Here is a 21,418-nt window from a genome sequence, read left to right on the forward strand (position 1 = left end):
AAACAAACAAGGGTTTGCAAAAAAATATACTATTATTAATTAAATCGATTACTGGGAGATATAGAGATGAAAAAATACAACACGCGTGCCATCTTGGCATCGCTGCTTATCTGCGGTTTTGTGGGCATGTTTAGCGAAACCGCTCTAAACATAGCAATGACTAATTTAATGGGAGTGTTCCAAATTTCGGCTGCAACCGCACAGTGGTTAACAACCGGGTTCTTGCTTACTCTTGGCATTTTAATGCCGATGAGCGGGCTGCTGCTGCAGATGTTTACTACGAGGCAGTTGTTCACAGGTTCGCTCATAAGCTTAATCGTCGGCACATCGATTGCGGCACTCGGATTCAATTTTGAAATGTTGATGTTTGCCCGAGTTTTACAGGCAGTAGGTATGGGGTTGTTGCTTCCCCTCATGTTCAACACCATTCTTGTCATATATCCGCCGGAAAAGCGGGGGGCGGCAATGGGTTTCGTTGGACTTGTTATCATGTTTGCGCCAGCAACCGGCCCGACCATAGGCGGTCTATTAATCGAGTATTTAACATGGCATTATATCTTCTGGTTCTCTCTGCCGTTCCTGATTATTGGATTGTTGATAGGGCTGAAGTATTTGGAAAATGTCACCGATGTCACGAAGCCCCGGATAGATCTGCTGTCTGTCGCATTATCAACGATCGGCTTTGGAGGAGTTGTCTTCGGCTTCAGTAAGGCAGGAGAAGGATCTGAAGGCTGGAGCAGTGCAGTCGTGGTTACTTCAATCGTGGTTGGGCTCATCGCGCTGGTGCTGTTCATACTGCGGCAGAACGTTATGCACAATCCGATGATGAATCTGAGCGTTTTCAAGTACCCAATGTATGTCGTCGGGCTGCTCCTGGTAATGTCGTGTATGTTGATCATTATGTCGAGCATGATTATTCTGCCGATGTTTCTGCAGACGGGTACAGGACTGTCTGTGTTCACTACTGGACTCATGCTTTTGCCGGGCAGCGCGCTGAACGGTATCCTCTCCCCGCGTATGGGGAGCCTGTTCGATAAATATGGACCGAAATGGCTCGTTATTCCCGGACTCGTGATCGTTGCAGTCATGTTATGGTTCTTTACTGCCCTTTCCCCTGCTTCTTCAGGGCCTTTATCGTGGCTTTGCATATTGGGCTTATGGTTGGGGTAGGCATGATATGGATGCCTGCTCAAACGAACGGGCTAAATCAATTGCCGCCAGAGTTATACCCGCACGGCACGGCAGTCATGAACACACTGCAGCAGGTCGTGGGAGCAATTGGAACAGCGGTCGCAATCAGTATCCTTACGGGCGGTATGGAGAAATACTTGCACGGCTCCTCCGCTCCGACCAATCAGGCCGAAATTGCCAAGGCGATGACGGCAGGTTCACAAAACGTGTTCTTGTTTACGATGATTATAGCATTGATAGGAGTGGTCATAGCGCTCTTCATCCGCCGTGTCGTAGTCAGCAGCGGGGCGGTTAATGAAAACTAATGAAAAAAAACTTGTAAAAGAACAAAGAGAAAAGACATTCATTTTGAATGTCTTTTCTAACATATATTTTCTTTAACCGCAATATCCTTCACAACATCTTCTAAAGTAACATTTCTTAAAACCTTTTCCATCGCCAATTGGGCTGCTGTAAATAATGGTTCAATTGTATTCTGGATGTTCCTGCCTACAGGACAATCAGGATTTGGATTTTCATGTATGCTAAATAATTCTTTGTCCTTTACAACATTCACTGCATTATAAACGTCGAACAATGTAATTTCAGATAATTCCTTTGCGAGTTTAGACCCTGCAATACCTGGGTGTACCTCAATCAAACCAGCTTTTTTTAGCATTCCCATTAATTTTCTTATCACAGCTGGGTTCGTTTTTACACTTGAGGCTAAAAATTCCGAAGATGTTACTCCTTCTTTATTTAATTCAATTAGAGTCAATATATGAATTCCGACAGCAAATCGGCTGCTAATAGACATGCTAAGTCACCACCTTTACTAATATTCCGATATATAGATTTATTTCTTGATCATGTAATTAATTCGATTACATGTTTATTATACCAAAATACGAACAATATTATAAATAGCATTTATCCTGTTGACAAAATAAATACAGGTAACTACAATAAGTACATGTATTCAGTTTTGTTACAGGTAAAAACAAATAGGAGGAATGCAAAATGAAAATATTAGTTACAGGAGCAACAGGGAAATTAGGTTCAAAGGTTGTGGAATCATTATTGAAATCTATACCTGCAAGTGATCTGGCAGTAAGTGTCCGAAATCCAGAGAAAGCCGAAGGGCTTCGTGCTCGTGGAGTGGAAATTCGTCAAGGAGATTTTGATCGTCCAGAAACATTGGATCATGCTTTTACAGGGATTGACCGCTTATTAATTATCTCTGCTGATGGTGACAATGAAACAAGAATTCATCAACATACTAATGCTGTACAAGCAGCTGAGCGTACAGGGGTAAAATTTATTGCTTACACAAGTATAGCTAACGCAACTGAAAGCAAAAATTTGATGGCTCCTCCACATGTAGCGACAGAAGCAGCTATCATTAAGACGGGTATCCCATATTCTTTCTTGCGTAACAATTGGTATTTGGAAAACGAAATCGGAAGCATCCAAGGTGCCATGGCAGGAGCCCCATGGGTAACTTCTGCTGGAGAAGGTAAAGTAGGCTGGGCACTGCAACAAGATTACGCAGATGCAGCGGCAGCGGTTCTTGTTGGAGACGGTCACGAAAATACAGTGTATGAACTTTCTGGTCCTCTTTTAACTCAAGAAGAAATGGTATCGGCTCTAAGTAATGTATTGGGTAAAGAAATACCTGTACAACAAGTTAGTGATGAAAAATATGCAGAGATCATGAAAGGCTTAGGTTTACCTGATTTTGTGATTCCGATTATAGTAGGAATTCAAGAAAGTATTCGGAACGGTTCGCTAGACGTGGAAAGCAATGATTTTGAAAAAGTTCTTGGTCGTCCAGTTACACCGATCAATGAGGCACTGACCCAACTTGTTAATGCAAAATTATAAACAAAATAAAATGAACAAAAAAAACCGACTCTTAAGTCGGCTTTTTTTTTTGCAGAATTATACAATTGCAATGATAAAAAGGAGGTTCCCATGAAAAGTAGTTATCAGTAACAGACAGAAGAGGCAAGGAAGGTAACGACAGTAAAACAAAGATTGTGAAAAAATATACTTAAGTTTAGTTCAAAAAGGTATTTTTTGATACAGGATAGAATCCTTACTGGAACAGCTTAAACTAAGAGGTGGAATAAAAGATATGAACACTAAAATTGTTGAATATCCTCCATTGGAAACTGAGAGGATTAAACTTCGAATATTAACCCTTGATAAAGCGGAAGAAGTTTTTATTCATTTCTCAGATATTAATGTAACTATGTTTATGGATATAGAACCTTGTAAACATATAAAGGAAGCTGAAGAAATTATACAATATCATATGGAGGATTCAGGGTGCATGTGGGGGATGTATGATAGAAACAGTGAAAAGTTCATTGGAACAATTGGATTTCATTATTTAAGAAGAAATGAAGATTTTATAGCAGAAGTGGGATTCGATTTATGCAAAGATTACTGGGGTAAGGGATTAATGTCTGAAGCAATGAAAGAAGTAATTTCATTTGGTTTTTCCCAATGGGGTTTGATCTAATAGATGCAACGGTTGATTCAAAAAACCAGCGATCAATTAATTTAATGAGAAAGTTAGGTTTTAAGGAGAATATAGAACGTAGGGAGGATAAAGGTATTATTAGTGACAATTTAAAGCAGAAGTGATAGTTCCAAGCAGAAATGGCTTTTTATAAATGGATGACATAATTGAGGAATGGGGATCGCTGTGGTGATGCCCAGTTTGTATTGTGCCACCACTTTCACTGATATTAAGATAATTTCCTTACCTACGGGTCACAGGGAGTAAGCCCTCCGCATTATCTGCTGCCGCAGCTTTAAGAATCCTAGCCTTATCAATTTTCCACTTTAAAGAACAGCTTTTACATAAATCATTGATTGTATTAATTAACTCATCCTCACTTTGTCCATGTGTTCTTCAATCTTCTTATCCAGGAGGTCGTTTTATTACAACAATTTCGCCAAACCATAAAGTCATAATGAGTTTGAAAATGTGTTTATGAAGCTTGTTCTTATTTCCTGGCTAAACCCATATAATTCAATGAATGTGGGAAGGACAGGAGAATGATATGCGAGTAAACTTATTGCTGGTCGCTGATTTAATGCTTTTTTTTCTGTTTCCTCTGGCTTTCTGGGAGGTCAGCAGAGAGGTAATCGGGGAATATCCGGCCATGCTGCTTTCTACACTCCCTGGCATCTTATATAGCCTGTACAGGTTCAATCAAAATGGCAGGCTGAACTATACGGGGATTTTTGTACTGACTAATTTATTTGCAGGACTCTTGGTGGATCTGCTGTCTGGTTCAGCTCTTCAACTTTTATGGAATAATGTCCTGTACTCGGCCGGCCTGTTCCTTATATACGCAGCCAGCCTTGCCGCCGGAAAGCCGCTTCATCTTTATTTCACCCTCGATTTAATGGAAATGAGGGGGCATGAAAGAAGCATCACAAAGGAATTGTTTTTTGAAAAAAAAACCTTCAAGCTGTTTAAGCTGATCACCTTTGCCTACTGTATGAATGAAGCGTTGTATATGCTTTGCCTGACCCATTGGATTAAGCATTATGGAGTAGAGGCCTACCGTCTGGATATTGTCCTGGACAAATCTCTTGAAATCATACTTTCAGGGGCTTCCTTGATTGTTTTCTTCTTTATCTATCAGACGGTGGATCAAGTATCGCCGGTTAAAAAACTGACAGTGGTTAAGGCGAGTAGAAAGCTGCTTTCACTTTCAGGAAGCTGGATTTCCTTTTATTTGGAGCAGGCTTATTTTTACTTTAGTCATCATAGGCGGTAGAAAGATTTTACTGGCTGCCAAAGCCAATATTAAAGTACATAAGTCTTGAAAAGATGACTTTTCAAGGTGCAACATGAGTGAACCAAATACAGCGGATTGTTATATATGGATCCAGATACTTAGGATCAGGATCCAAAAGAAAGTGAAAGCATCCTTGAGATGATATTTTCTGATCCAATACCAGTTTAGTGGCTGTTACATTTTCCAGAATGCAATGGAAAGAGGTGGAGTTATTATATGCCGCAAACAATCATTCCCGTTGCTGCTGTCCGCGGGACGGCAGCGGGAGTTCTTTTCATGGCATTTTTCGGTACTCTTTGGGCAGGAATCGGTATAAGAGGTTTGCAGGGATGGGGATTTATTTGGTTTTTAATGGTATCCCTGCTGATTGGTGTCTTCCTCCTTATAGGTGGAATCAAACTAATAAAGAAGTCAAAACTGCTATCAAACGTGATAATGGAAGGGAATTCAGCCCGTCATTCAAAAAGGATGGGTATCATGTTCGGTATTATTTTTGGTTTAGAAGGTGTGTTTATTGCCGCCGCCAGTGCAATATGCAGGGCTGCCAATCATTTAGATTTGTTTGTCCCTATTATGGCCCTTATTGTGGGTGCTCATTTCTTTCCGCTAGCCCGCCTTTTTAGGGTTAGAATCCATTACATTGCAGGCACACTCCTTTGCTTGCTTGCGATCGTTACATTGCTGACACTACCTGTCAGAATTATCATAGAGCATCATCAAATTGAGGTATGGTGGGCAACTCTCGGATTTGGTTCAGCCCTGATTTTGTGGGGAACTGGAGCCGCCCTTTGGGTTTCAGGAATCGGACTGCTGAAAAGGGCTTCGGAAAGGTACTAAGATTTGAGCTTGGGAATTGTTCTTGAACAATGTATATTAACTTGCCTCACTCGTTTATTTCTGAAGGGGTCAATAAATTTATTCCCGTTAGCTGAAGATGATTTTGCTGTTGCGGCAGTTTTTTTGTTTTATCTAAAAAGCATGTTAGCTGAACAAGAGTTCAGTCTGAATCAAATCTTATACTCGTCTGAACTTTAGAAAAAATAAAATGCGTTACCGTTTTGAGCATAAGGATTTACCTCTTCTATAAATTCTTCTGCTTTGGCAAATGTATCGAACTGCATTTTAAGCATATAACAGGCGTTTCCAGCGCGGTAACAAAATTCAACATTTGGAAGTCCTTCAATATATCTTTTAAAAGAAGTATAATCTCCATTTTTAACGGTTGCCTCTATCATGCATTGAATAGGAGCGCCTAATTTAGCATAATCGACTTCTAATGTATAACTCTTTATTACTCCAAATGACTCCATTTGTCTTACCCGTTCTGTTACAGATGGTGAAGATAAATTAATTCTTCTCCCAATTTCACTCATCGATAACCGGCTATTCTTGCTCAATTCATCTATTATTTTCCTGTCAATTGAATCGATTTTCATTTTTTACATTAATTAGTAAAGAAAAATTGCGAAATGGGTTTTGGATTAATACTATAAGGAGGCAGTGGTTATGGCAAGAATTAACAAATCTGAATTTGGGGTGACCCCTTTTCAAAGACTTTTAGGATATAACAGGGAGATATTAAATGGGTGGATTTTATTGGGAGAAGTATTTGAGAAAGATATGAATCTATCATCCCGGCTAAAAGAACAAGTAAGGAGAGTATTAGCACAAAGCAATGGCTGTGAGTATTGCAAGGCAAAAGGTACACCTGAACCTCATTTGTTCGATGAAAAAATGTCTATTGCAACAGGTTTTGCAGAAGTTTTTTTAAAACAAAAAGGGGATATATCAGATGCTCAATTTAATATATTGAGAGAGTATCTTTCTGATGCAGAAATTAGTGAACTTTGTTCATTTATTGCGTTTACTACAGCTTCACAGTATTTTGGTGCCATTATGAAATTAGAAGCTGTGACAACTTAATAGAGTCACTACTGAAGGCTGCTAAATGGCAGCCTTTTTGTTTTGGAGAAAAACCGATATTTCTTGAGTAATTTTTGATTTAGGAATGATGTATCCAGAAACATTGCTGTTGTAGATGTAAAAATAGCTCGGAGTATCTACAATTTTTTGAATGGACTCCCAATTGTGTCTGGTTTCACCATTTTTGCTTTTCTCTATGATTTCCTGATCTGTAATGGTAAGTTCATGGGTTCCATACAGCGAGCAATCATCGCCCTCCTGAAGCATTTTTTTCGCATTCTTTTTAATATGCCCATAAAAATATTTAGGATAAAAAATAAGCCAGCCAGCAGCAAAAATCGTATAAACAATCCACCCAAATATGCTTGAATCAATGAACAGGGGAAGGGCTAGCATAATGATGGGAAATAAGAACCGCTGGATTAAAAGTGCTTTTTTTACGGCCGGTGAATTGGCAGCATGATTCATTTGGAAATTAAGGTAGTCCTGAAGATCTAATTGATAGGTTGATTTCATATTATTCCTCCTTTCTGTTCGATTTTACCTCAATATCAAGGAATGGGTGAAGGACATAAAATTGAGGGGCAACCCGTAACTTCTATTATTTAGGCTGTTTTCGTAAACTATGCTGCTATGGAACAAGGGGTTGATTTCCGCTCCAGGATGCCCGCTTTCCGTGGGGCGGGCGGTGAGCCTCCTCAGCTGCGCTTGCGGGGTCTCACCTTCCCGCTAATCCCACAGGAGTCTCGCACCTTACACTCCAATCAACTCGGTTTAACAAGGGGATCGCTTCACAGAACATATTAAAAAACAACAATCTTTAAGAAAGGCTGTTTTCGTGTATATTGTTGCTATTTTGACCAAGCTCTTAAAAGGTACTAAAATACTGCCACAGGAAGGGTTTAGGATGTGGAAAGACGTTTATACCTAAAATTTCTGAAAGGTTGGGTATCCACCTATCTACTGCATTCTACTATCGACACAAGGTACTTTTAGCCCTTCGTTCATTAGGATTTCAAACCTTAAAAGGCATCGTTGAAAGCGACGAAACTTTCTTTAAAGGAGCAAGAAAATGGCAACCCAGGAGCGAGTAAACCAAATGCTTCTAAGTGCGTTTTAGAAATCCAATTTTGATTACGGTTAAATATTTGAGTGAGGTGTAAAAACAGCCACTTCCAAAAAGGAGGAAGCGGCTACTGTTAGTTGAAGAGAAATAGAAATTAATTTTAAAAATTTTGTATTAACCTAATCAGATAATCTAACAAAACCAAATTTCCATATTATGTAACTGGATATAATAACCACAACACACCCACATACAATTAGTACATCTGTAATCGGAATACCAAAGAATAATATCAAAGAAGTTAGTCCATAAGAAAGTGGTATTAGTCCAAGTGAAGCGGTAGAAGTAAGACCCATTACTCTCCCCATCTTTTCATTCGGAGTATTTTCTTGAATCATTGCAATAATTAAAGAACTGACGGAAATACAAGCACCATAAGCTGTAAGAATCAATATACCTTGATATAAGTAACTAATTAAACCTAAACTTAAAACACAGAAACCTGATAAAATCATTGCACATAGTATAATTAACCCTCGTTTTTTTCTTATATTTTTAATTGAAAAGATAAGTGTTGCAGCTAACATACCTAAGAACAAAGCACTTTGCATAAAACTAAAATTTAAAATCTTCGACCCAAACTTTTCATCAACAATGACTGGGAGAGCAATATTGACTGGGCCAACTATAAAGAGGTTTACAATAAAAATAATTGCCAATAGGCTCGATAGCAATTTATCCTTTCTTATGAAGGTATATCCAGTTTTGATATTTTCGATTAGTGTTTCTTTCTGAACTTGTTGTAGCTGAACTGATGTATTAATAAGAAATACAACTACCCCGCCTACCAACAAAAAAAAGGCAGTTATAGAAAAAAGGAATATGAAGGAACCAATTGATAATAGTAACCCGGCCAAGATTGGACTTACTACTGTGGAAAATAAGTTTGTAGATTGAAGTAATGCATTAGCTCTAGTAAGCTCTTCTTTTTCAACTAACTCTGGTACTATTGAAGAATTAGCTGGGTAAAATATCGCATCCAGTATCCCAAAGAAAAATGCATATAGAAGAATCGCTAGGATGTTTACATTTTCAGTAATAATTAAACTTACTAAGGTAAAAACCAATAATCCTCTTATTAAAAGTGACATAAACATAATTTTTGTCTTATTATATTTATCAGAAAGAAAACCTCCAAAAGTCATTAATAACAGTCTTGGTATACTGGTGAGCATCAGAACAATACCCAAATAAGATTTCATATTAAGTTCGTTGACAACATACCAGCTCTCACCTAAAAGGTAAATGCCGAAGGATAGTCCAGTTAGAACTCTAACTATCATTAGAGACATAAACTTTTTGTTTCTTATTAAAGCTTGTTTATTTATCAATACTTGTGTATTCATTTTGTCCTCTCCTCACAAAAAATATCACATATATGTTATGAGTATTTATAACATATATGTGATATTTTAACAATGAAAAAATTAGTAATCTATAAAATATACTTTATACTTATTTTTAGAAGTAATGTAGTTCAAGTAAAAAAGTAAAAACTAAAAACAAAGGATGGTGTACAAATATGAGTGAATTTAAAGGTGATTTTCCAAATAAAAAAGAAGATGAAGAGTTCAAAAGCCAAGTGGAAGAAAATAAATTAGAAAATGAAGTGGCTAAACAAATTATTTCTTTAAGGAAAAATTTAGGTTTATCCCAAAAAGAGTTGGCTGATAAATTAAATACAAAACAAAGTGCAATATCAAGAATAGAAAAAGGGGAACAAAACATATCAATAGGCTTACTTGAAAAGATTGCGGACGCTCTAGGTGTAGAAGTAAATGTTTCTCTTAATTTATCTCAGCTAAATACTCCATCTCCGGTGAATCCTGTTGGACAAAACAACTTACAACAACCTGGGGGAAGAGCAATCCCATTGGGGGTACCTTTATTACCAGTTCACATAAAAAGCCATATTAATTAGTTAAATGAGGACTGTAATAAACTTCACGAAGTTAAACTAAATTGCTAAACGATAACAATTTATGAAAGTTAAGAACTCGTTCATTTAGGACGAGTTCTTTTTTTAACTTCTTTAATTCTTTTATGCATATGGCATACCTAAATTAATCTAACCTGGCCCTATGGTTGAAGGAGACAACTTTTAGTTATAGCAACAATTCTTACGAAAACAGCCTTAAGAAAAGAGCCATTATATAAAAGTGTAATAAAATTTAAAATTGCCGCTTGTTTACTATGTTAAATCTTCTTCGACTAACGGATCCGTTCACATAATAGAGTAATACTGGTATTGATTTATATATTAAAACAGAAAATTATGGAATTTAATGGTAAAGTATAATCGGGTAATATTATCGTTTTAAATTTTTATTCATGGAGGATTGCTTATGATAACTTTTTTGATTCCTGTTATGTTTTCCCTGCTTGTAGTGACATTTTCTCGGCTGTATATAAAAACAAAGCAAAAGTGGATAAAGGTTTTCAATTAAATTACTTTGGCTTATCTTATAGGAGAAAGGTAGTTAGAACATTAATAAATTCTCCTATAATCGTTTTGGCAGTTATCATTATTTATCATTTCATAGACTTACGTATACTGGGAAAATCACTTTTTGTACTATTTATCGTTGTTACTTTTGCTGTTTCACTTATCTATAATTTGTATATGTGGAAGACAAAAGAAAGTTGAAAGGGTAAAAATGGATGCCAGTTTGAATGCGAATATAAAAAGATTTTATTGAAGCTATTCAGGGGGATAATAATGAGTTATCGAATTGTGTTTTTGGATGTTGATGGGACTATTACAAATCACGAAGATGGCAGTATTCCTATTTCTACAGCTAAAGCAATAAAAGAGTTGAAAAGAAAAGGGTTAAGGGTTGTGGCAGCAACAGGAAGACCACTTTCAATGTGTAAAGATCTGATAAATCTAGGCATAGAAACCTTTATAACAGCAAATGGCGGGTACGTGAAACATTTACAAGAAGTGATTCATAAAGTACCAATGGATAAAGGCATAATTCACGAGGTCATGGAATTTGCGAAATTACAAAGAAACGGTTTGTCATTCTATACAGAAGAATTTAGTATGAATGGTGTAACAGAGCCCGAAATCTTAACTGCATTAGAGGAAACTTTGTCTCTCAATGAGTATCCTAAAACTCGTCTTCAAACGCACAGTGAAGAAGTATTTTTATTATGTTTATTTGCAAATGATGAAACCGTTGAGAAGTACATACAAAGGTTTCCGCATCTAAGATTTAGAAGATGGCATCCATATGTCTTGAATGTTTTGCAGGAAGATGTATCAAAATCTCTGGCAATCTCAAAAACTTTGGAATATTTTAATATCAATAAATCAGAAGCAATTGCCTTTGGAGATGGTGAAAATGATATTGATATGGTGGAACTAGCTGGTTTGGGCATTGCAATGGGTAACGGAAATGAAAGATTGAAAAATGCTGCGGATTTTGTAACGAAAAAATCCAGTGAAGATGGTATTTATTATGCGTTAAAAAAGTACGGAATTCTTTAAATAGATGAAGGCCTTTGCGGGAGATCTAGTAAGTGTTAATGATAGTTTCAAAATAAGGATATGAATTATAAATGGACATACGGCATAATTAAATATACCGGGAAGGTGTTTTGATCTATGGAAATTAAATCAATTGTTTTACAGACAAACAGTTTAATGGAAATGAAAAATTTCTATATCAATATATTGGGCTTTTCTCTGATTCATGAGGATAAGGATAGCTTTCGTTTTGCTGCCGGTACAGGTGAATTTGAGTTTACAACAAGAGAAGCAGCAGAAAACCCCTTTTATCATTTTGCCTTCAACATACCAGCTAACAAATTTAATGAAGCAAAATTATGGGCAAAAGAAAGAGTGAGTTTACTTGTTGAAGATGGATTAGATGAAGTTCATTTTTCTCATTTCCCTGCCCATGCTTTTTATTTCTATGACCCTTCAGGTAATATTGTTGAATTAATTTCCAGGTATGAAATTGCTGAAATTAGTAATGAACCATTTTCTGCTAAAAGTGTTTTAAACATAAGTGAAATAGGTTTAGTCGTAAAGGATGCTGTGAGTGTAAGTGAAAAACTAAATGAAATCGGTTTAACCGAGCGTGACAATGATGCAATTAGCAGAACCTCTCTTAATTTTATGGGAGAAAGAAGCAGCGGAATATTTATCATATTAGCTCAGCCGGGGAGAAGGTGGATCTTTTCTGATAAAGTATCTGCTATATTTCCACTTGAGATTACATTTATAAATAACATTAAAGTCATGATCAACTCCCAAAATGAATTACAGATTTACCGGGATGAGCACAGGTGAGAGGTATCTTCAGAAACGTGATTAGCAAATGCCAAAAAACGGCCATCATATCTGCACTCATATAAAATTAAAGGGGAATTTTCATCTTATGTTTGGTTTCTTAAATAAAGAAAAATTGAAAAAAGACGATTTAAAAGGCATTGCGCAATTAATGTATCAGGATTATCGGATGATGCTTGGGATAGAGAGTATCTGACTAAAAGAAACCTAGACTTTACTATCGAGAGTATCCGGTATATTGATATGTATGCAAATAGATTAATGAGTACGGAGTTGGGTGCTGAACTTTTAAAAAATCATTTTGATAATTTTGTAAATCGATTAGGTGCATATATTGGCCAGGTTATCAAAAATCATATTGCACAAGACTTTTACTGGTATGAAGCCTCTTCTGTATACAATTACTCTCCTAATTTAGATGGAGCGGATAGGAATACCAAAGTACAAAGTGTCCTGTATTCTAAGAAGAAAGATATATTAATATCACCATTGAATGTGGCATCGCAATGTTTGAAAGGCAGCTCTCCTTACAGCAGTTTTCTTACTTACGTTGAAGAAATGATTGAGCAGCATTCATAGAAGTATCACTATAAAAAGAAAACCTGAGAATAAAAGTATGGGGGTTTGTTAATGAATGACGTAATCGACTTAATTGATTCAAGAAAACCTGGAGTTACTGAGTTGATATACATTTAGCAGAAAAAGAATTAGAAGCAGCCTTCCCAAAACAATACAAAGAACTATTCAAGCTATCCAACAATACTCAAATTGGAGAGTGGACGCTTTTTCCTATTAAAGACCCCAAAAATATAAAAAGCACTTGGGACGACATAGTAAGGCAAAATAAAGAAGTAAGAGATGAAGGAATGGCAAGTGAGCTTATATCGATTGGTGAAGATGGAACAGGAGACAAGTTATGCAATGAGGAAGTTGATAATAGTGTGTACATTTGGTATCACGAAACAGGGGAAATTGAGGAATTAGCTTCAAACCAAAAGGAGTTTATTATTTTACAATCTGAAGAATTGGATGGGGACTAAAAAAGTACATCATACATATCTTGTTGGTAAAAGAATTGCTTATATCCTGATTATTTTGTTTATGGTAATTTTTAACACAAAGAGAAAGGGGGGGAGCATGAAAAAATTAAGTCTTATATCCATTGTTGCATTTTTAGTTTCAGTTTTTGTGTTAGGTCGATCTTTATTAACAACTAGTGGCGATTTATTTTCAGGTCCAGTAATGATAGCGATTTGTATCATTCTGCCGATCATTGGTTTATTGGCTGCGCTTATAAGCAATAAAGGTGCCCTTAAATTTATTGGTATCACTGGCAATTCACTTATTCTTTTGTTTTCTGTCATTGTGCCTGCTGTTTCTACACTCTTTTGGAATCAGCCATAATAAACTTTTACAAAGCAATGTGGATAACCACGTCGCTTTTTTTTGATACTGTAAGAAAGTGTTGATGGGTAACCAAGAAGCCAGGCCGTGGAATTGTGTTGAATCCAAAGGGAAAGCACTCACCATTCGATAATAAAAGTGACTACTCGGATTCAGGGATTTTTCGTGTACTCCGTAAAATCAGACGGAACCAAATCAACTGAATGATTCCTGTGACCAATACACCGATAAGGGTATCTCTCATTCTGTCTATTGCATAATGCTTTGTTTGGTGTTCAAATACGAAAACAAATAAAATGGTGAGAGCAACCTGATGAATGACTTTTTTGTCCAAATTCAAATATTTCGCAGCAAAACATCCTAAAAGAATTAATAGTCCTAAGTTCCATGCGATTACTGTCATATGACTTGCAATCAAAACAGTAACAAATATGCCGATAATGGTTCCAATTACCCATTTAATGGATAGCCTAACTGTTTTATCCATTGTTGATCGAAGGCTAATAATGACAGAAAGCGGAGCTAAGTAAGGATGGAAGGAACCACAGAGTTTTGCTATTTCCCATGATAAAGTAGAGCCGCCTATTGCCAATTTCCATATAAGAATAGATGAATTTTCACTTTGAGTTTCGTTTTTTGTTGTTTTCATTTTCACCTCATTAGGTTTTTCCATTTATATATAATCTTTTCTTTTGATGATTTAATATGTACATTGCTTAATTTTAAATGTCTTGAAGGCAGTTTTTAATGAGCACTTCCAGCATGTATCTGAAATGAATAGAAGGCTTGAGATGTTGCTGATGTCTTACTTGGCGGCTTTTTTATATGGAAAAATTAATGTAGCAGTTTGTTGAAGGATGAATTCGTTTTTTTTTTGAGAATATTTCAGATGGGGATTTTTATATGGAGTACTTCTTGAGTAAGACAAAGTTCCATGAACGGCTTAAGATAATGCAGGGCTTGTGAGGCAGAGGAATAGAAAGCAGAGTTAGGTATCGCAAAGTTAATGGACCTAAAAAGGAGATGTGTACATGAAAAAAGATATATTGGAATACATCAAGGCAGTCAGTTTTATGGTAATGGCCATAAGTTTAGCCGTTATTGCCTGGAAAACTGCAAGTCGGGTTAACGTGTTAAACGAAATTCAAGAAAGTCTAAATCTTATTGCGTCTAGAGTTAATGAACTTAAAAAATAACTTGTACTTGTAGAGACCATTAAGGTTTTTTAATAATTTTTAACATCGGAATAAATTTCTCAGTTGGTTCAAAATTCCGAGGGTTTACCGTTATTATCATGTAACCTAGAACCTGTTAAGGGAGGGTGTTCATTTGAAATACAAACAAACAATCTTTTGGGGGAGCATTGCCATTATTTTATTGATCGTATGGATGGCAACAAAATCGTAAACTTAAAGAATCTTGTTTTTTAATATGTTCTGTGAAGCGATCCCTTTGTTAAGCCGGGTTGATTGGAGTGTAAGGTGCGAGACTCCTGTGGGATTAGCGGGAAGGTGAGACCCCGCAAGCGAATCTGAGGAGGCTTACCGTCCGCCCCACGGAAAGCGAGCATCCTGGAGCGGAAATCAACCCCTTGTTCAGGTAGCAACAAAGTTTACGAAAACAGCCTTTTAAAAAAATTATTCCTTCAATCAATTTCTACAAAAAAGCCTATTAAAAAAGTTTTCAAAAAAATCAGCATTTATGATATACTTTCCAGGTACTTATTAAACGCGTTTAATAAGTTGCTGATCGGTTTCATACGTAATAGTGCATTTACATAAGCGGGTGATTGTATTGGGCGAGAAGTGGTCTTCTTCAAAGGAAAGGGAATTACAGATTATGCATGGTATCCGGGTTGCTCTTTTGCAGATGGGCAGTGCTACGAAGGCAAATCTTTGCGATAGGGCGGGCATTAGTTTTCCTACGGTGAGCAAGATGGTTTCACGTATGGAGAAGAGCGGGGAGGTGTTTGCTGCAGGCCTTGATGAATCGAGCGGCGGAAGGCGGGCACAGCGTTATGTGTATAATCCGGAATATATGCTTGGATTGTCTGTTTTTTTAGAAAAAAATGAAACGGTTTACACGGTATTTAATTGCCTAGGGGAAGTAAAGGAGCATGGGTCATGCAAAAGCTTTCTTCAAGATGGCAAAGGTGCTTTAATGGCGTGGACCCAAGAAGTGCTGGAAAGGTTTCCTAAAATCAGCGGTGCTGCTTTCGGTGTGCCGGGTTCTGTTGAGAAGGGACGGATCTTTTTTATTCCTGATTATGAGGGATTTCAAAATCTGGATCTGCAGGGCATATTCGAGGAAAGATTCGGCATTCCAGCTGTCGTGGAGAATGATATGAATGCGGCCGTGCTTGGTTATCATGACCGGTCAGGAAAGGGGATGGATCATTCCGCTGCCTATATCTATACTGGGGAAAATGGTCCTGGAGCAGGTTTGCTTGTTAACGGAAATGTAGTCCGGGGGAGCACGTTCTTTGCGGGAGAAGTTTCATTCGTACCGCTTTATGATGAGTGCAGCTTCCTCCAGGCGATGCAGCAGGAAAAAGACAGAAAAGGGATTGTGAATTTGAAGGCCATCAGCAGGCTGATTGCGTCACTTGCGGCGATCATCAACCCGCATGAAATTATTCTTAATCACAAGGAATTCCATGTTTCGCAAATTCCCGTCCTTATAAAGGAAAGCACAAAATATGTGCCAAAAGAGCATCTCCCTGAGCTGGCATTAAGCGACTGGCGCGAGGATTACCTTCATGGGCTGCAATATCTTGCCTTGAAACGGATACTGAGGAGCTAGAGAAGGAGTGAGAATGAATGGCGACATTATTATTGATAGCGATTTATCTGGCATTCATCAGTCTCGGGCTTCCAGATTCTTTACTGGGTTCAGCCTGGCCTGTGATGCAGCCGGAATTTGAGCAGTCCCTTGAAACAGCCGGTTATATTTTTATGGCGATTGCGTCCGGCACAATTGTTTCAAGTTTAGCCAGCGGCTGGCTGTATAGACGCTTAGGAACCGGGAACGTTACATTTGCCAGTGTGATTTTGACGGCGGCGGCTCTTCTGGGCTATTCCTATTCATCGTCCCTCGTCTGGCTTATTCTCTTCGCAGTGCCGCTCGGTCTTGGTGCAGGAGCGATTGACTCTGTGTTAAACAACTATGTCGCCCTTCATTATAAAGCCCATCATATGAGCTGGCTGCATTGTTTCTGGGGAGTGGGGGCAAGCACAGGGCCTATTATCATGTCACATTACATTACAGGTCAAGGATCATGGAGAGCTGGCTATTTCACCATATCGATTCTGCAATTTAGCTTAGCGTTTGTCCTCTTATTAGTGCTGCCGTTGTGGTCCAAAGTATCAAAAATTTCGGAAAGCAAAGCTGAAGCATCCTATCATATAGAGCCAGCCGAACCTATAAGCGGGAAAACAAGACCGCTTTCAATCAAAGGAGTCAAGTTTGCGCTTGTTTCATTCTTTTTTTACTGTGGTGCCGAATCAACGGTCGGCCTGTGGGGGAGCAGTTTTCTTGTTCAAAGCAAAGGAATATCAGCAGCCGGTGCAGCTCAGTGGATATCGCTGTATTATGCCGGAATTACAATAGGAAGGCTTATCACTGGGTTCATTACCCTAAAAATCAGCAGCAAAATGCTGATTCGGACGGGGCAGATCATTGCGCTTATGGGTGCAGTGATCCTGATTCTGCCTCTGCCCGCTTTTATATCACTTCCTGGCCTGATTTTGGCGGGTCTCGGCTTGGCCCCTATTTTTCCCTGCATGATTCATGAAACACCAATACGGTTTGGCAAGCATCATTCGCAATCCATCATTGGCTTTCAGATGGCGGCTGCCTATACGGGCACGACTTTTCTGCCGCCATTACTCGGAATCCTTGCTTCACATACGTCCATTGGCATATTTCCGTTCCTTGCGGCCGTTTACATGATGGCGATGCTTTTTACATCTGAAAAAATTAATAAAATTATAAAAATCAGGGTGGAGCAAAATATTGCAGGGTGAATAAATCCTGCTAACCATTAAGGAGAGAGTGCAATGAAAACAGAAAAAGAGAAAATGATACTAGGAGAAATGTATAATCCCGCTGATCCACAATTAGCAGAAGGCCGCGTAAGTGCCCGCCGCCAGGTCAGGATTTTTAATGAAACACTGGAAACGGAGATCGATAAACGAACAGAGTTACTGAAGGAGCTATTCGGTTCCACAGGCAATGGCTTATATATAGAACCGAATTTCCGTTGTGATTATGGCTATAACATCTTTGTTGGAGAAAATTTTTATGCAAACTTTGACTGCGTCATTCTGGATGTATGTGAAGTCAAAATGGGTAATAACTGTTTTCTTGCCCCAGGGGTGCATATTTACACAGCCACACATCCCCTTAATCCGGCAGAACGGAATTCCGGATTAGAATATGGCAAGCCGGTCACTATCGGAAATAACGTCTGGATAGGCGGAAGAGCTGTCATCAACCCGGGAGTAACCATCGGTAACAATGCCGTTATCGCTTCAGGTGCAGTCGTGACAAAGGACGTGCCGGATAACGTGGTTGTTGGAGGAAATCCTGCAAAAATCATTAAGCATATTGAATTGTGAAGCTGGATAGATGGGGGAAGGGTTTATGGACAGCGTAAACAATGTGCTAGATTTATATTTTGATAATCTTGAAAAAGAGATGCCAGATAATCTTGAAGCATTCTACCTTTATGGCTCATCATCGCTCGGCGCGTATCAGGAAGGCAGCAGCGATATTGATTTTATTGCGGTTATTAAGAAGAAAGCAGCTGCTGAAGATATACAAATATTAAAAAGGGTTCATCAGCTTATGCACAAAAATTCCAAGATCCCTTTAGATGGCTGGTATGTTATACAGGGAGATCTGGGCTGCAGGGACAAAAAAGAAATTCCCGCCCTCCGCTTTAATGAAGGCAAGTTTTATGGTGAAAACTTGTTTGATAAAAACTCCATTGATGCGTATCAATTAAAAAAATACGGAATCACTGTAAAAGGCCCAAGCTAGACGTGGACTGGGACATATTATTGGTAAATATGAGGAATAATCTTAACACCTATTGGGAGAACTGGGTTTATAGCTGCAGAAAATTCCCCTCAGTCCGATACATATATTCGCTAGCTAGTCTGAACTGTATTGAATGGGGAGTATTAGGAATTTCACGACTTTATTTTACTTTTAGAGAATACGACATCACCTCCAAGGCAGGTGCGGGTGAATATGGATTGCAAACTGTGCCTGAGAAGTGGCATAAAATTATTCATGAATCACTAAGGCTTAGGAAAGGCATCAAGAAATCCTCCTACAAATCTGTATTTGAGAGGCGAAGAGACGCGCTGGGGTATATGGAGTATATGATAGTGGAGTGCAATGGGCTCTTTAAAGATTAAATTAGCTTATAATGCAAAGAATATATTTATAGAATACAGCCTTAATTACATGGTGAAAAGTGCCCTAAGATTTCATTGGGTGAGAAAAAAAGCAGCCATTCTATGAGGTAATGGCTGTATTCATTATCAATAGCTGCTTCGTGAATTAAAGATAAAGTACTTAATTGTTATTTAGAAATAATCGGGACCCATAATTCATGACGCGGCTTATGCCCGGGTCCGTAATAGCATTCTATACAAGGCAAACTAGCAAGTTCATATCCTGAGGAGGGAAGCCATTCAGAATATAAACGTTTCCAGGCCTCCGTAATATTCGGGAAAACAGCCCAAGTACTTGGCGGCAAGATTTGTGTTTGCATTTCTTCAGGTACCTCGCCATCATAACGTACCCCCATAAAATAATTGATTTCTTCATCAGTGATGGCTGCTTCATTTCCGCAAACGCCTAAAATTCCTTCTAGTGAACATTTGGGATTCTCCCAGGACATATCTTTTAATTCTTGCATGAAACCTTCTTTTTTCGCCTTGCTCCAAAGTGATGGAATAGTTTTGAAGGCTCTGTTTGTTTTAACTGGTCTACCTCTACCTGCAATTATTATCTCAAAATCTAAATTCTCGATTCTATACTCGATTTCAGTGTCTCCCTTTATTCATTATTGAAAGGATATTTTTAGGAATTTATTGGAACAGGCTTTTGTAAATATAATACCATAAAAAGTAAATTTATCCCTGTCGTACTGTCAAGTTTGATCAGTATTCAATATGGTCTATTCCACGGTGGAATTATATAAGTTTTCTAAAGATGGAGATAAATAACTAGCTCAACTTTCGCATACTGAAATAGGCAGATATGTCTTGATATAAGCCAGCTAGCTATTGTTGTAATTGACTTTTGATTAACTTTTGGATTTTCTTGTTACTCTCTTTCCGGGTATCTTGAAGAAGCTCGATTATTGCTGAAGCACATTAGCCCAATCAAGGTCACTGATGTTCACAAAACATACCGGCCAATGTTATTTGGTCCGTGCTACATCGATTTTGCCAGGATAGTACAATGTATCGTGTAAAGACAAATCGTCTATGACTAATTAAGGAATCATAAGAACGACCTTGATACTCCTTTTGGAGTTTTAATAAGGATTTCGTCGTTTAGAAAAAGACCTCAATGTCCCATCTCATGCTGTAAATTCTGATGATTTCTTGGTCACTTAACGTACAGTTTGTACTTAAAATAGTTAGCCACTCACTCTTTTTATTACGGTTGACAACGAAGACCATTTTGACTGGAACCCCATTGGCTTGGTTGGTATATATGGAGCGAAGAAGCCCTTTTTTTCCTTGAATGGGTGTGCTAAACTATAAAGTTCATTTAAACTGACACGATCACCATCTACAAAGTATCGTTACTTTAAATTCTTAACCATGCCAATTACATCAAGCCCTAGTTCTTTGATGTTCTTAATGAGTGGTTGATGGGTAAACCAAGTATCCATCAACACAAAAGAGGCATCAACCCCAGCATCCAATGCACGTTGAATCCTATCTGGAATTTGTTCTGGTGGCTTCAAGGCGTCGTTTATAGCCTGAGCTGCGATTATCGATTTTACTTGTTGTTCCGCTAATTTGGCTTGTTTTTGAGCTCAATAATGAAAAGTGATTAGGATTTAATGAGATTCTAATATCTTAGTTAACAATTTAAAAAAACTTAGCTCACATTATGTACTGATACAAAGCTGTTCATAAAATCAATGAGCTGCAGTTTTTTGATGAGAGAGATGCATAGGATCGTGTAAAGAATGGAGTGAACGGACTTTCTAATCACTACTTTATTCTATACTCTGCTAAACGTTTGTCCATTTCCCTTCTGTATATTTTACATATTTTATAAGATAAGGATAGGGGGAGCACGCTTTTAAACTATTAGTTATTGTCACCGGTTTGGATATTAATCCCCGATAATCGTGCATGATTTAAATAGGAAAAGCGGATTTTTGGACATGCCAATTGTGGTGATCATGACGAATAGCTTGGAGAATGTATCGATGCTTAGGGTATGGTTACTATAGCAATTATCGGGATTTACCGATTTCGTTAATAACTAGCAGGGGCAAACCAGCAATGTAGCACACTCTGGATTAGAGACAGATTTAAACTGGCTGGACAAGTTTTCATTGCGGGTAGCGGTAAAACTGATATAACAATCTACTAGCAAAGACTAATTGCATCGAATTTTAAGTTATATGATACC

The 21,418-nt window shown here is 37.9% G+C and carries 20 protein-coding genes and 6 pseudogenes; 19 read left to right on the forward strand and 7 right to left on the reverse strand.

The window, feature by feature from the left end:
* The first annotated feature begins 66 nt into the window (after nucleotides 1-66).
* Nucleotides 67-1,496 (forward strand): annotated as a pseudogene (locus BM126_RS19625) (DHA2 family efflux MFS transporter permease subunit).
* Nucleotides 1,497-1,552: 56 nt separating this feature from the next.
* On the opposite strand, the gene BM126_RS19630 reads toward BM126_RS19625, so the two are convergent.
* Nucleotides 1,553-1,987, reverse strand: coding sequence for an Rrf2 family transcriptional regulator (locus BM126_RS19630; protein ID WP_090991111.1), 435 nt, complete (start codon nucleotides 1,985-1,987; stop codon nucleotides 1,553-1,555).
* Nucleotides 1,988-2,190: 203 nt separating this feature from the next.
* Here BM126_RS19630 and BM126_RS19635 point away from each other — a divergent pair, with 203 nt between their 5' ends.
* The 4 genes from BM126_RS19635 (at nucleotide 2,191) to BM126_RS19650 (ending at nucleotide 5,828) form a co-directional block, all read left to right on the forward strand.
* Nucleotides 2,191-3,054: an SDR family oxidoreductase gene (locus BM126_RS19635; protein ID WP_090991112.1), complete on the forward strand. Its 864-nt coding sequence runs from the start codon at nucleotides 2,191-2,193 to the stop codon at nucleotides 3,052-3,054.
* A 253-nt stretch (nucleotides 3,055-3,307) separates the two neighbouring features.
* Entirely contained in the window at nucleotides 3,308-3,697 is a 390-nt protein-coding gene (locus BM126_RS19640) for a GNAT family N-acetyltransferase (RefSeq protein ID WP_256213198.1), read from the forward strand.
* Between the two features lie 547 nt (nucleotides 3,698-4,244).
* Nucleotides 4,245-4,970, forward strand: a complete 726-nt coding sequence (locus BM126_RS19645; protein ID WP_090991113.1) for a VC0807 family protein — start codon at nucleotides 4,245-4,247, stop codon at nucleotides 4,968-4,970.
* Between the two features lie 237 nt (nucleotides 4,971-5,207).
* On the forward strand, nucleotides 5,208-5,828 hold the full coding sequence (locus BM126_RS19650) for a hypothetical protein (protein ID WP_090991114.1): 621 nt from the start codon (nucleotides 5,208-5,210) through the stop codon (nucleotides 5,826-5,828).
* Nucleotides 5,829-5,988: 160 nt separating this feature from the next.
* Here the strand turns inward: BM126_RS19650 and BM126_RS19655 are convergent.
* Nucleotides 5,989-6,427: pseudogene (locus BM126_RS19655) on the reverse strand (Lrp/AsnC family transcriptional regulator).
* A gap of 70 nt (nucleotides 6,428-6,497) precedes the next feature.
* Here BM126_RS19655 and BM126_RS19660 point away from each other — a divergent pair.
* Nucleotides 6,498-6,914, forward strand: coding sequence for a carboxymuconolactone decarboxylase family protein (locus BM126_RS19660; RefSeq protein ID WP_090991115.1), 417 nt, complete (start codon nucleotides 6,498-6,500; stop codon nucleotides 6,912-6,914).
* A gap of 21 nt (nucleotides 6,915-6,935) precedes the next feature.
* Here the strand turns inward: BM126_RS19660 and BM126_RS19665 are convergent, their stop codons facing one another.
* Nucleotides 6,936-7,430 (reverse strand): YcxB family protein, encoded by a 495-nt coding sequence (locus BM126_RS19665; RefSeq protein WP_090991116.1) that lies wholly within the window; start codon nucleotides 7,428-7,430, stop codon nucleotides 6,936-6,938.
* A 407-nt stretch (nucleotides 7,431-7,837) separates the two neighbouring features.
* On the opposite strand from BM126_RS19665, the pseudogene BM126_RS22055 reads away from it, so the two are divergent.
* Nucleotides 7,838-7,987 (forward strand): annotated as a pseudogene (locus BM126_RS22055) (IS1595 family transposase); the annotation flags it as partial.
* Between the two features lie 172 nt (nucleotides 7,988-8,159).
* Here BM126_RS22055 and BM126_RS19670 read toward each other — a convergent pair.
* Nucleotides 8,160-9,386: an MFS transporter gene (locus BM126_RS19670; RefSeq protein WP_090991117.1), complete on the reverse strand. Its 1,227-nt coding sequence runs from the start codon at nucleotides 9,384-9,386 to the stop codon at nucleotides 8,160-8,162.
* A 176-nt stretch (nucleotides 9,387-9,562) separates the two neighbouring features.
* Here BM126_RS19670 and BM126_RS19675 point away from each other — a divergent pair, with 176 nt between their 5' ends.
* The 6 genes and pseudogenes from BM126_RS19675 (at nucleotide 9,563) to BM126_RS19700 (ending at nucleotide 13,744) form a co-directional block, all read left to right on the forward strand.
* Complete coding sequence (locus tag BM126_RS19675; RefSeq protein WP_090991118.1) at nucleotides 9,563-9,961, forward strand: helix-turn-helix domain-containing protein; 399 nt, start codon at nucleotides 9,563-9,565, stop codon at nucleotides 9,959-9,961.
* A 798-nt stretch (nucleotides 9,962-10,759) separates the two neighbouring features.
* A complete protein-coding gene (locus tag BM126_RS19680) occupies nucleotides 10,760-11,533 on the forward strand; it encodes a Cof-type HAD-IIB family hydrolase (protein WP_090991119.1) in 774 nt (257 codons plus the stop codon).
* Nucleotides 11,534-11,650: 117 nt separating this feature from the next.
* Complete coding sequence (locus BM126_RS19685) at nucleotides 11,651-12,340, forward strand: VOC family protein (RefSeq protein ID WP_090991120.1); 690 nt, start codon at nucleotides 11,651-11,653, stop codon at nucleotides 12,338-12,340.
* Nucleotides 12,341-12,601: 261 nt separating this feature from the next.
* On the forward strand, nucleotides 12,602-12,919 hold the full coding sequence (locus BM126_RS23080; protein ID WP_256213199.1) for a hypothetical protein: 318 nt from the start codon (nucleotides 12,602-12,604) through the stop codon (nucleotides 12,917-12,919).
* Between the two features lie 51 nt (nucleotides 12,920-12,970).
* A pseudogene (locus BM126_RS19695) lies at nucleotides 12,971-13,380 on the forward strand (SMI1/KNR4 family protein).
* Between the two features lie 97 nt (nucleotides 13,381-13,477).
* Nucleotides 13,478-13,744, forward strand: coding sequence for a hypothetical protein (locus BM126_RS19700; RefSeq protein ID WP_141770112.1), 267 nt, complete (start codon nucleotides 13,478-13,480; stop codon nucleotides 13,742-13,744).
* A gap of 142 nt (nucleotides 13,745-13,886) precedes the next feature.
* Here the strand turns inward: BM126_RS19700 and BM126_RS19705 are convergent, their stop codons facing one another.
* Nucleotides 13,887-14,393 (reverse strand): FUSC family protein, encoded by a 507-nt coding sequence (locus BM126_RS19705; protein WP_177201516.1) that lies wholly within the window; start codon nucleotides 14,391-14,393, stop codon nucleotides 13,887-13,889.
* A 382-nt stretch (nucleotides 14,394-14,775) separates the two neighbouring features.
* On the opposite strand from BM126_RS19705, the gene BM126_RS22590 reads away from it, so the two are divergent.
* From BM126_RS22590 to BM126_RS23445, 6 genes are all read left to right on the forward strand, one after another.
* Nucleotides 14,776-14,940 (forward strand): hypothetical protein, encoded by a 165-nt coding sequence (locus tag BM126_RS22590; protein WP_177201517.1) that lies wholly within the window; start codon nucleotides 14,776-14,778, stop codon nucleotides 14,938-14,940.
* A gap of 598 nt (nucleotides 14,941-15,538) precedes the next feature.
* On the forward strand, nucleotides 15,539-16,546 hold the full coding sequence (locus BM126_RS19710) for an ROK family transcriptional regulator (RefSeq protein ID WP_177201518.1): 1,008 nt from the start codon (nucleotides 15,539-15,541) through the stop codon (nucleotides 16,544-16,546).
* Nucleotides 16,547-16,563: 17 nt separating this feature from the next.
* Complete coding sequence (locus tag BM126_RS19715; protein WP_090991123.1) at nucleotides 16,564-17,769, forward strand: MFS transporter; 1,206 nt, start codon at nucleotides 16,564-16,566, stop codon at nucleotides 17,767-17,769.
* A gap of 33 nt (nucleotides 17,770-17,802) precedes the next feature.
* Nucleotides 17,803-18,363: a maltose acetyltransferase domain-containing protein gene (locus BM126_RS19720; RefSeq protein ID WP_090991124.1), complete on the forward strand. Its 561-nt coding sequence runs from the start codon at nucleotides 17,803-17,805 to the stop codon at nucleotides 18,361-18,363.
* Nucleotides 18,364-18,388: 25 nt separating this feature from the next.
* Nucleotides 18,389-18,787: a nucleotidyltransferase domain-containing protein gene (locus BM126_RS22650; protein WP_218154481.1), complete on the forward strand. Its 399-nt coding sequence runs from the start codon at nucleotides 18,389-18,391 to the stop codon at nucleotides 18,785-18,787.
* Between the two features lie 29 nt (nucleotides 18,788-18,816).
* Nucleotides 18,817-19,170, forward strand: coding sequence for an aminoglycoside adenylyltransferase domain-containing protein (locus tag BM126_RS23445; protein ID WP_218154482.1), 354 nt, complete (start codon nucleotides 18,817-18,819; stop codon nucleotides 19,168-19,170).
* Between the two features lie 167 nt (nucleotides 19,171-19,337).
* On the opposite strand, the pseudogene BM126_RS19730 reads toward BM126_RS23445, so the two are convergent.
* Together BM126_RS19730 and BM126_RS23450 are read right to left on the reverse strand one after the other, a co-directional pair.
* Nucleotides 19,338-19,847 (reverse strand): annotated as a pseudogene (locus BM126_RS19730) (GyrI-like domain-containing protein); the annotation flags it as partial.
* Between the two features lie 196 nt (nucleotides 19,848-20,043).
* A pseudogene (locus BM126_RS23450) lies at nucleotides 20,044-20,832 on the reverse strand (transposase); the annotation flags it as partial.
* Nucleotides 20,833-21,418: the final 586 nt, after the last annotated feature.

This window comes from Bacillus sp. OV322, assembly GCF_900112495.1.
In the GTDB taxonomy this organism is placed as follows: domain Bacteria; phylum Bacillota; class Bacilli; order Bacillales; family DSM-1321; genus Peribacillus.

Bases quoted from the DNA above. Each gene is read 5' to 3' on its own strand.
- BM126_RS19685 (WP_090991120.1), top strand. From the start codon at position 11,651: ATGGAAATTAAATCAATTGTTTTACAGACAAACAGTTTAATGGAAATG.
- BM126_RS19700 (WP_141770112.1), top strand. From the start codon at position 13,478: ATGAAAAAATTAAGTCTTATATCCATTGTTGCATTTTTAGTTTCAGTT.
- BM126_RS23445 (WP_218154482.1), top strand. From the start codon at position 18,817: ATGAGGAATAATCTTAACACCTATTGGGAGAACTGGGTTTATAGCTGC.
- BM126_RS23080 (WP_256213199.1), top strand. From the start codon at position 12,602: ATGAGTACGGAGTTGGGTGCTGAACTTTTAAAAAATCATTTTGATAAT.
- BM126_RS19645 (WP_090991113.1), top strand. From the start codon at position 4,245: ATGCGAGTAAACTTATTGCTGGTCGCTGATTTAATGCTTTTTTTTCTG.
- BM126_RS19665 (WP_090991116.1), bottom strand. From the start codon at position 7,430: ATGAAATCAACCTATCAATTAGATCTTCAGGACTACCTTAATTTCCAA.
- BM126_RS19680 (WP_090991119.1), top strand. From the start codon at position 10,760: ATGAGTTATCGAATTGTGTTTTTGGATGTTGATGGGACTATTACAAAT.
- BM126_RS19715 (WP_090991123.1), top strand. From the start codon at position 16,564: ATGGCGACATTATTATTGATAGCGATTTATCTGGCATTCATCAGTCTC.
- BM126_RS19705 (WP_177201516.1), bottom strand. From the start codon at position 14,393: ATGAAAACAACAAAAAACGAAACTCAAAGTGAAAATTCATCTATTCTT.
- BM126_RS22590 (WP_177201517.1), top strand. From the start codon at position 14,776: ATGAAAAAAGATATATTGGAATACATCAAGGCAGTCAGTTTTATGGTA.
- BM126_RS22650 (WP_218154481.1), top strand. From the start codon at position 18,389: ATGGACAGCGTAAACAATGTGCTAGATTTATATTTTGATAATCTTGAA.
- BM126_RS19640 (WP_256213198.1), top strand. From the start codon at position 3,308: ATGAACACTAAAATTGTTGAATATCCTCCATTGGAAACTGAGAGGATT.
- BM126_RS19630 (WP_090991111.1), bottom strand. From the start codon at position 1,987: ATGTCTATTAGCAGCCGATTTGCTGTCGGAATTCATATATTGACTCTA.
- BM126_RS19670 (WP_090991117.1), bottom strand. From the start codon at position 9,386: ATGAATACACAAGTATTGATAAATAAACAAGCTTTAATAAGAAACAAA.
- BM126_RS19635 (WP_090991112.1), top strand. From the start codon at position 2,191: ATGAAAATATTAGTTACAGGAGCAACAGGGAAATTAGGTTCAAAGGTT.
- BM126_RS19720 (WP_090991124.1), top strand. From the start codon at position 17,803: ATGAAAACAGAAAAAGAGAAAATGATACTAGGAGAAATGTATAATCCC.
- BM126_RS19660 (WP_090991115.1), top strand. From the start codon at position 6,498: ATGGCAAGAATTAACAAATCTGAATTTGGGGTGACCCCTTTTCAAAGA.
- BM126_RS19650 (WP_090991114.1), top strand. From the start codon at position 5,208: ATGCCGCAAACAATCATTCCCGTTGCTGCTGTCCGCGGGACGGCAGCG.
- BM126_RS19675 (WP_090991118.1), top strand. From the start codon at position 9,563: ATGAGTGAATTTAAAGGTGATTTTCCAAATAAAAAAGAAGATGAAGAG.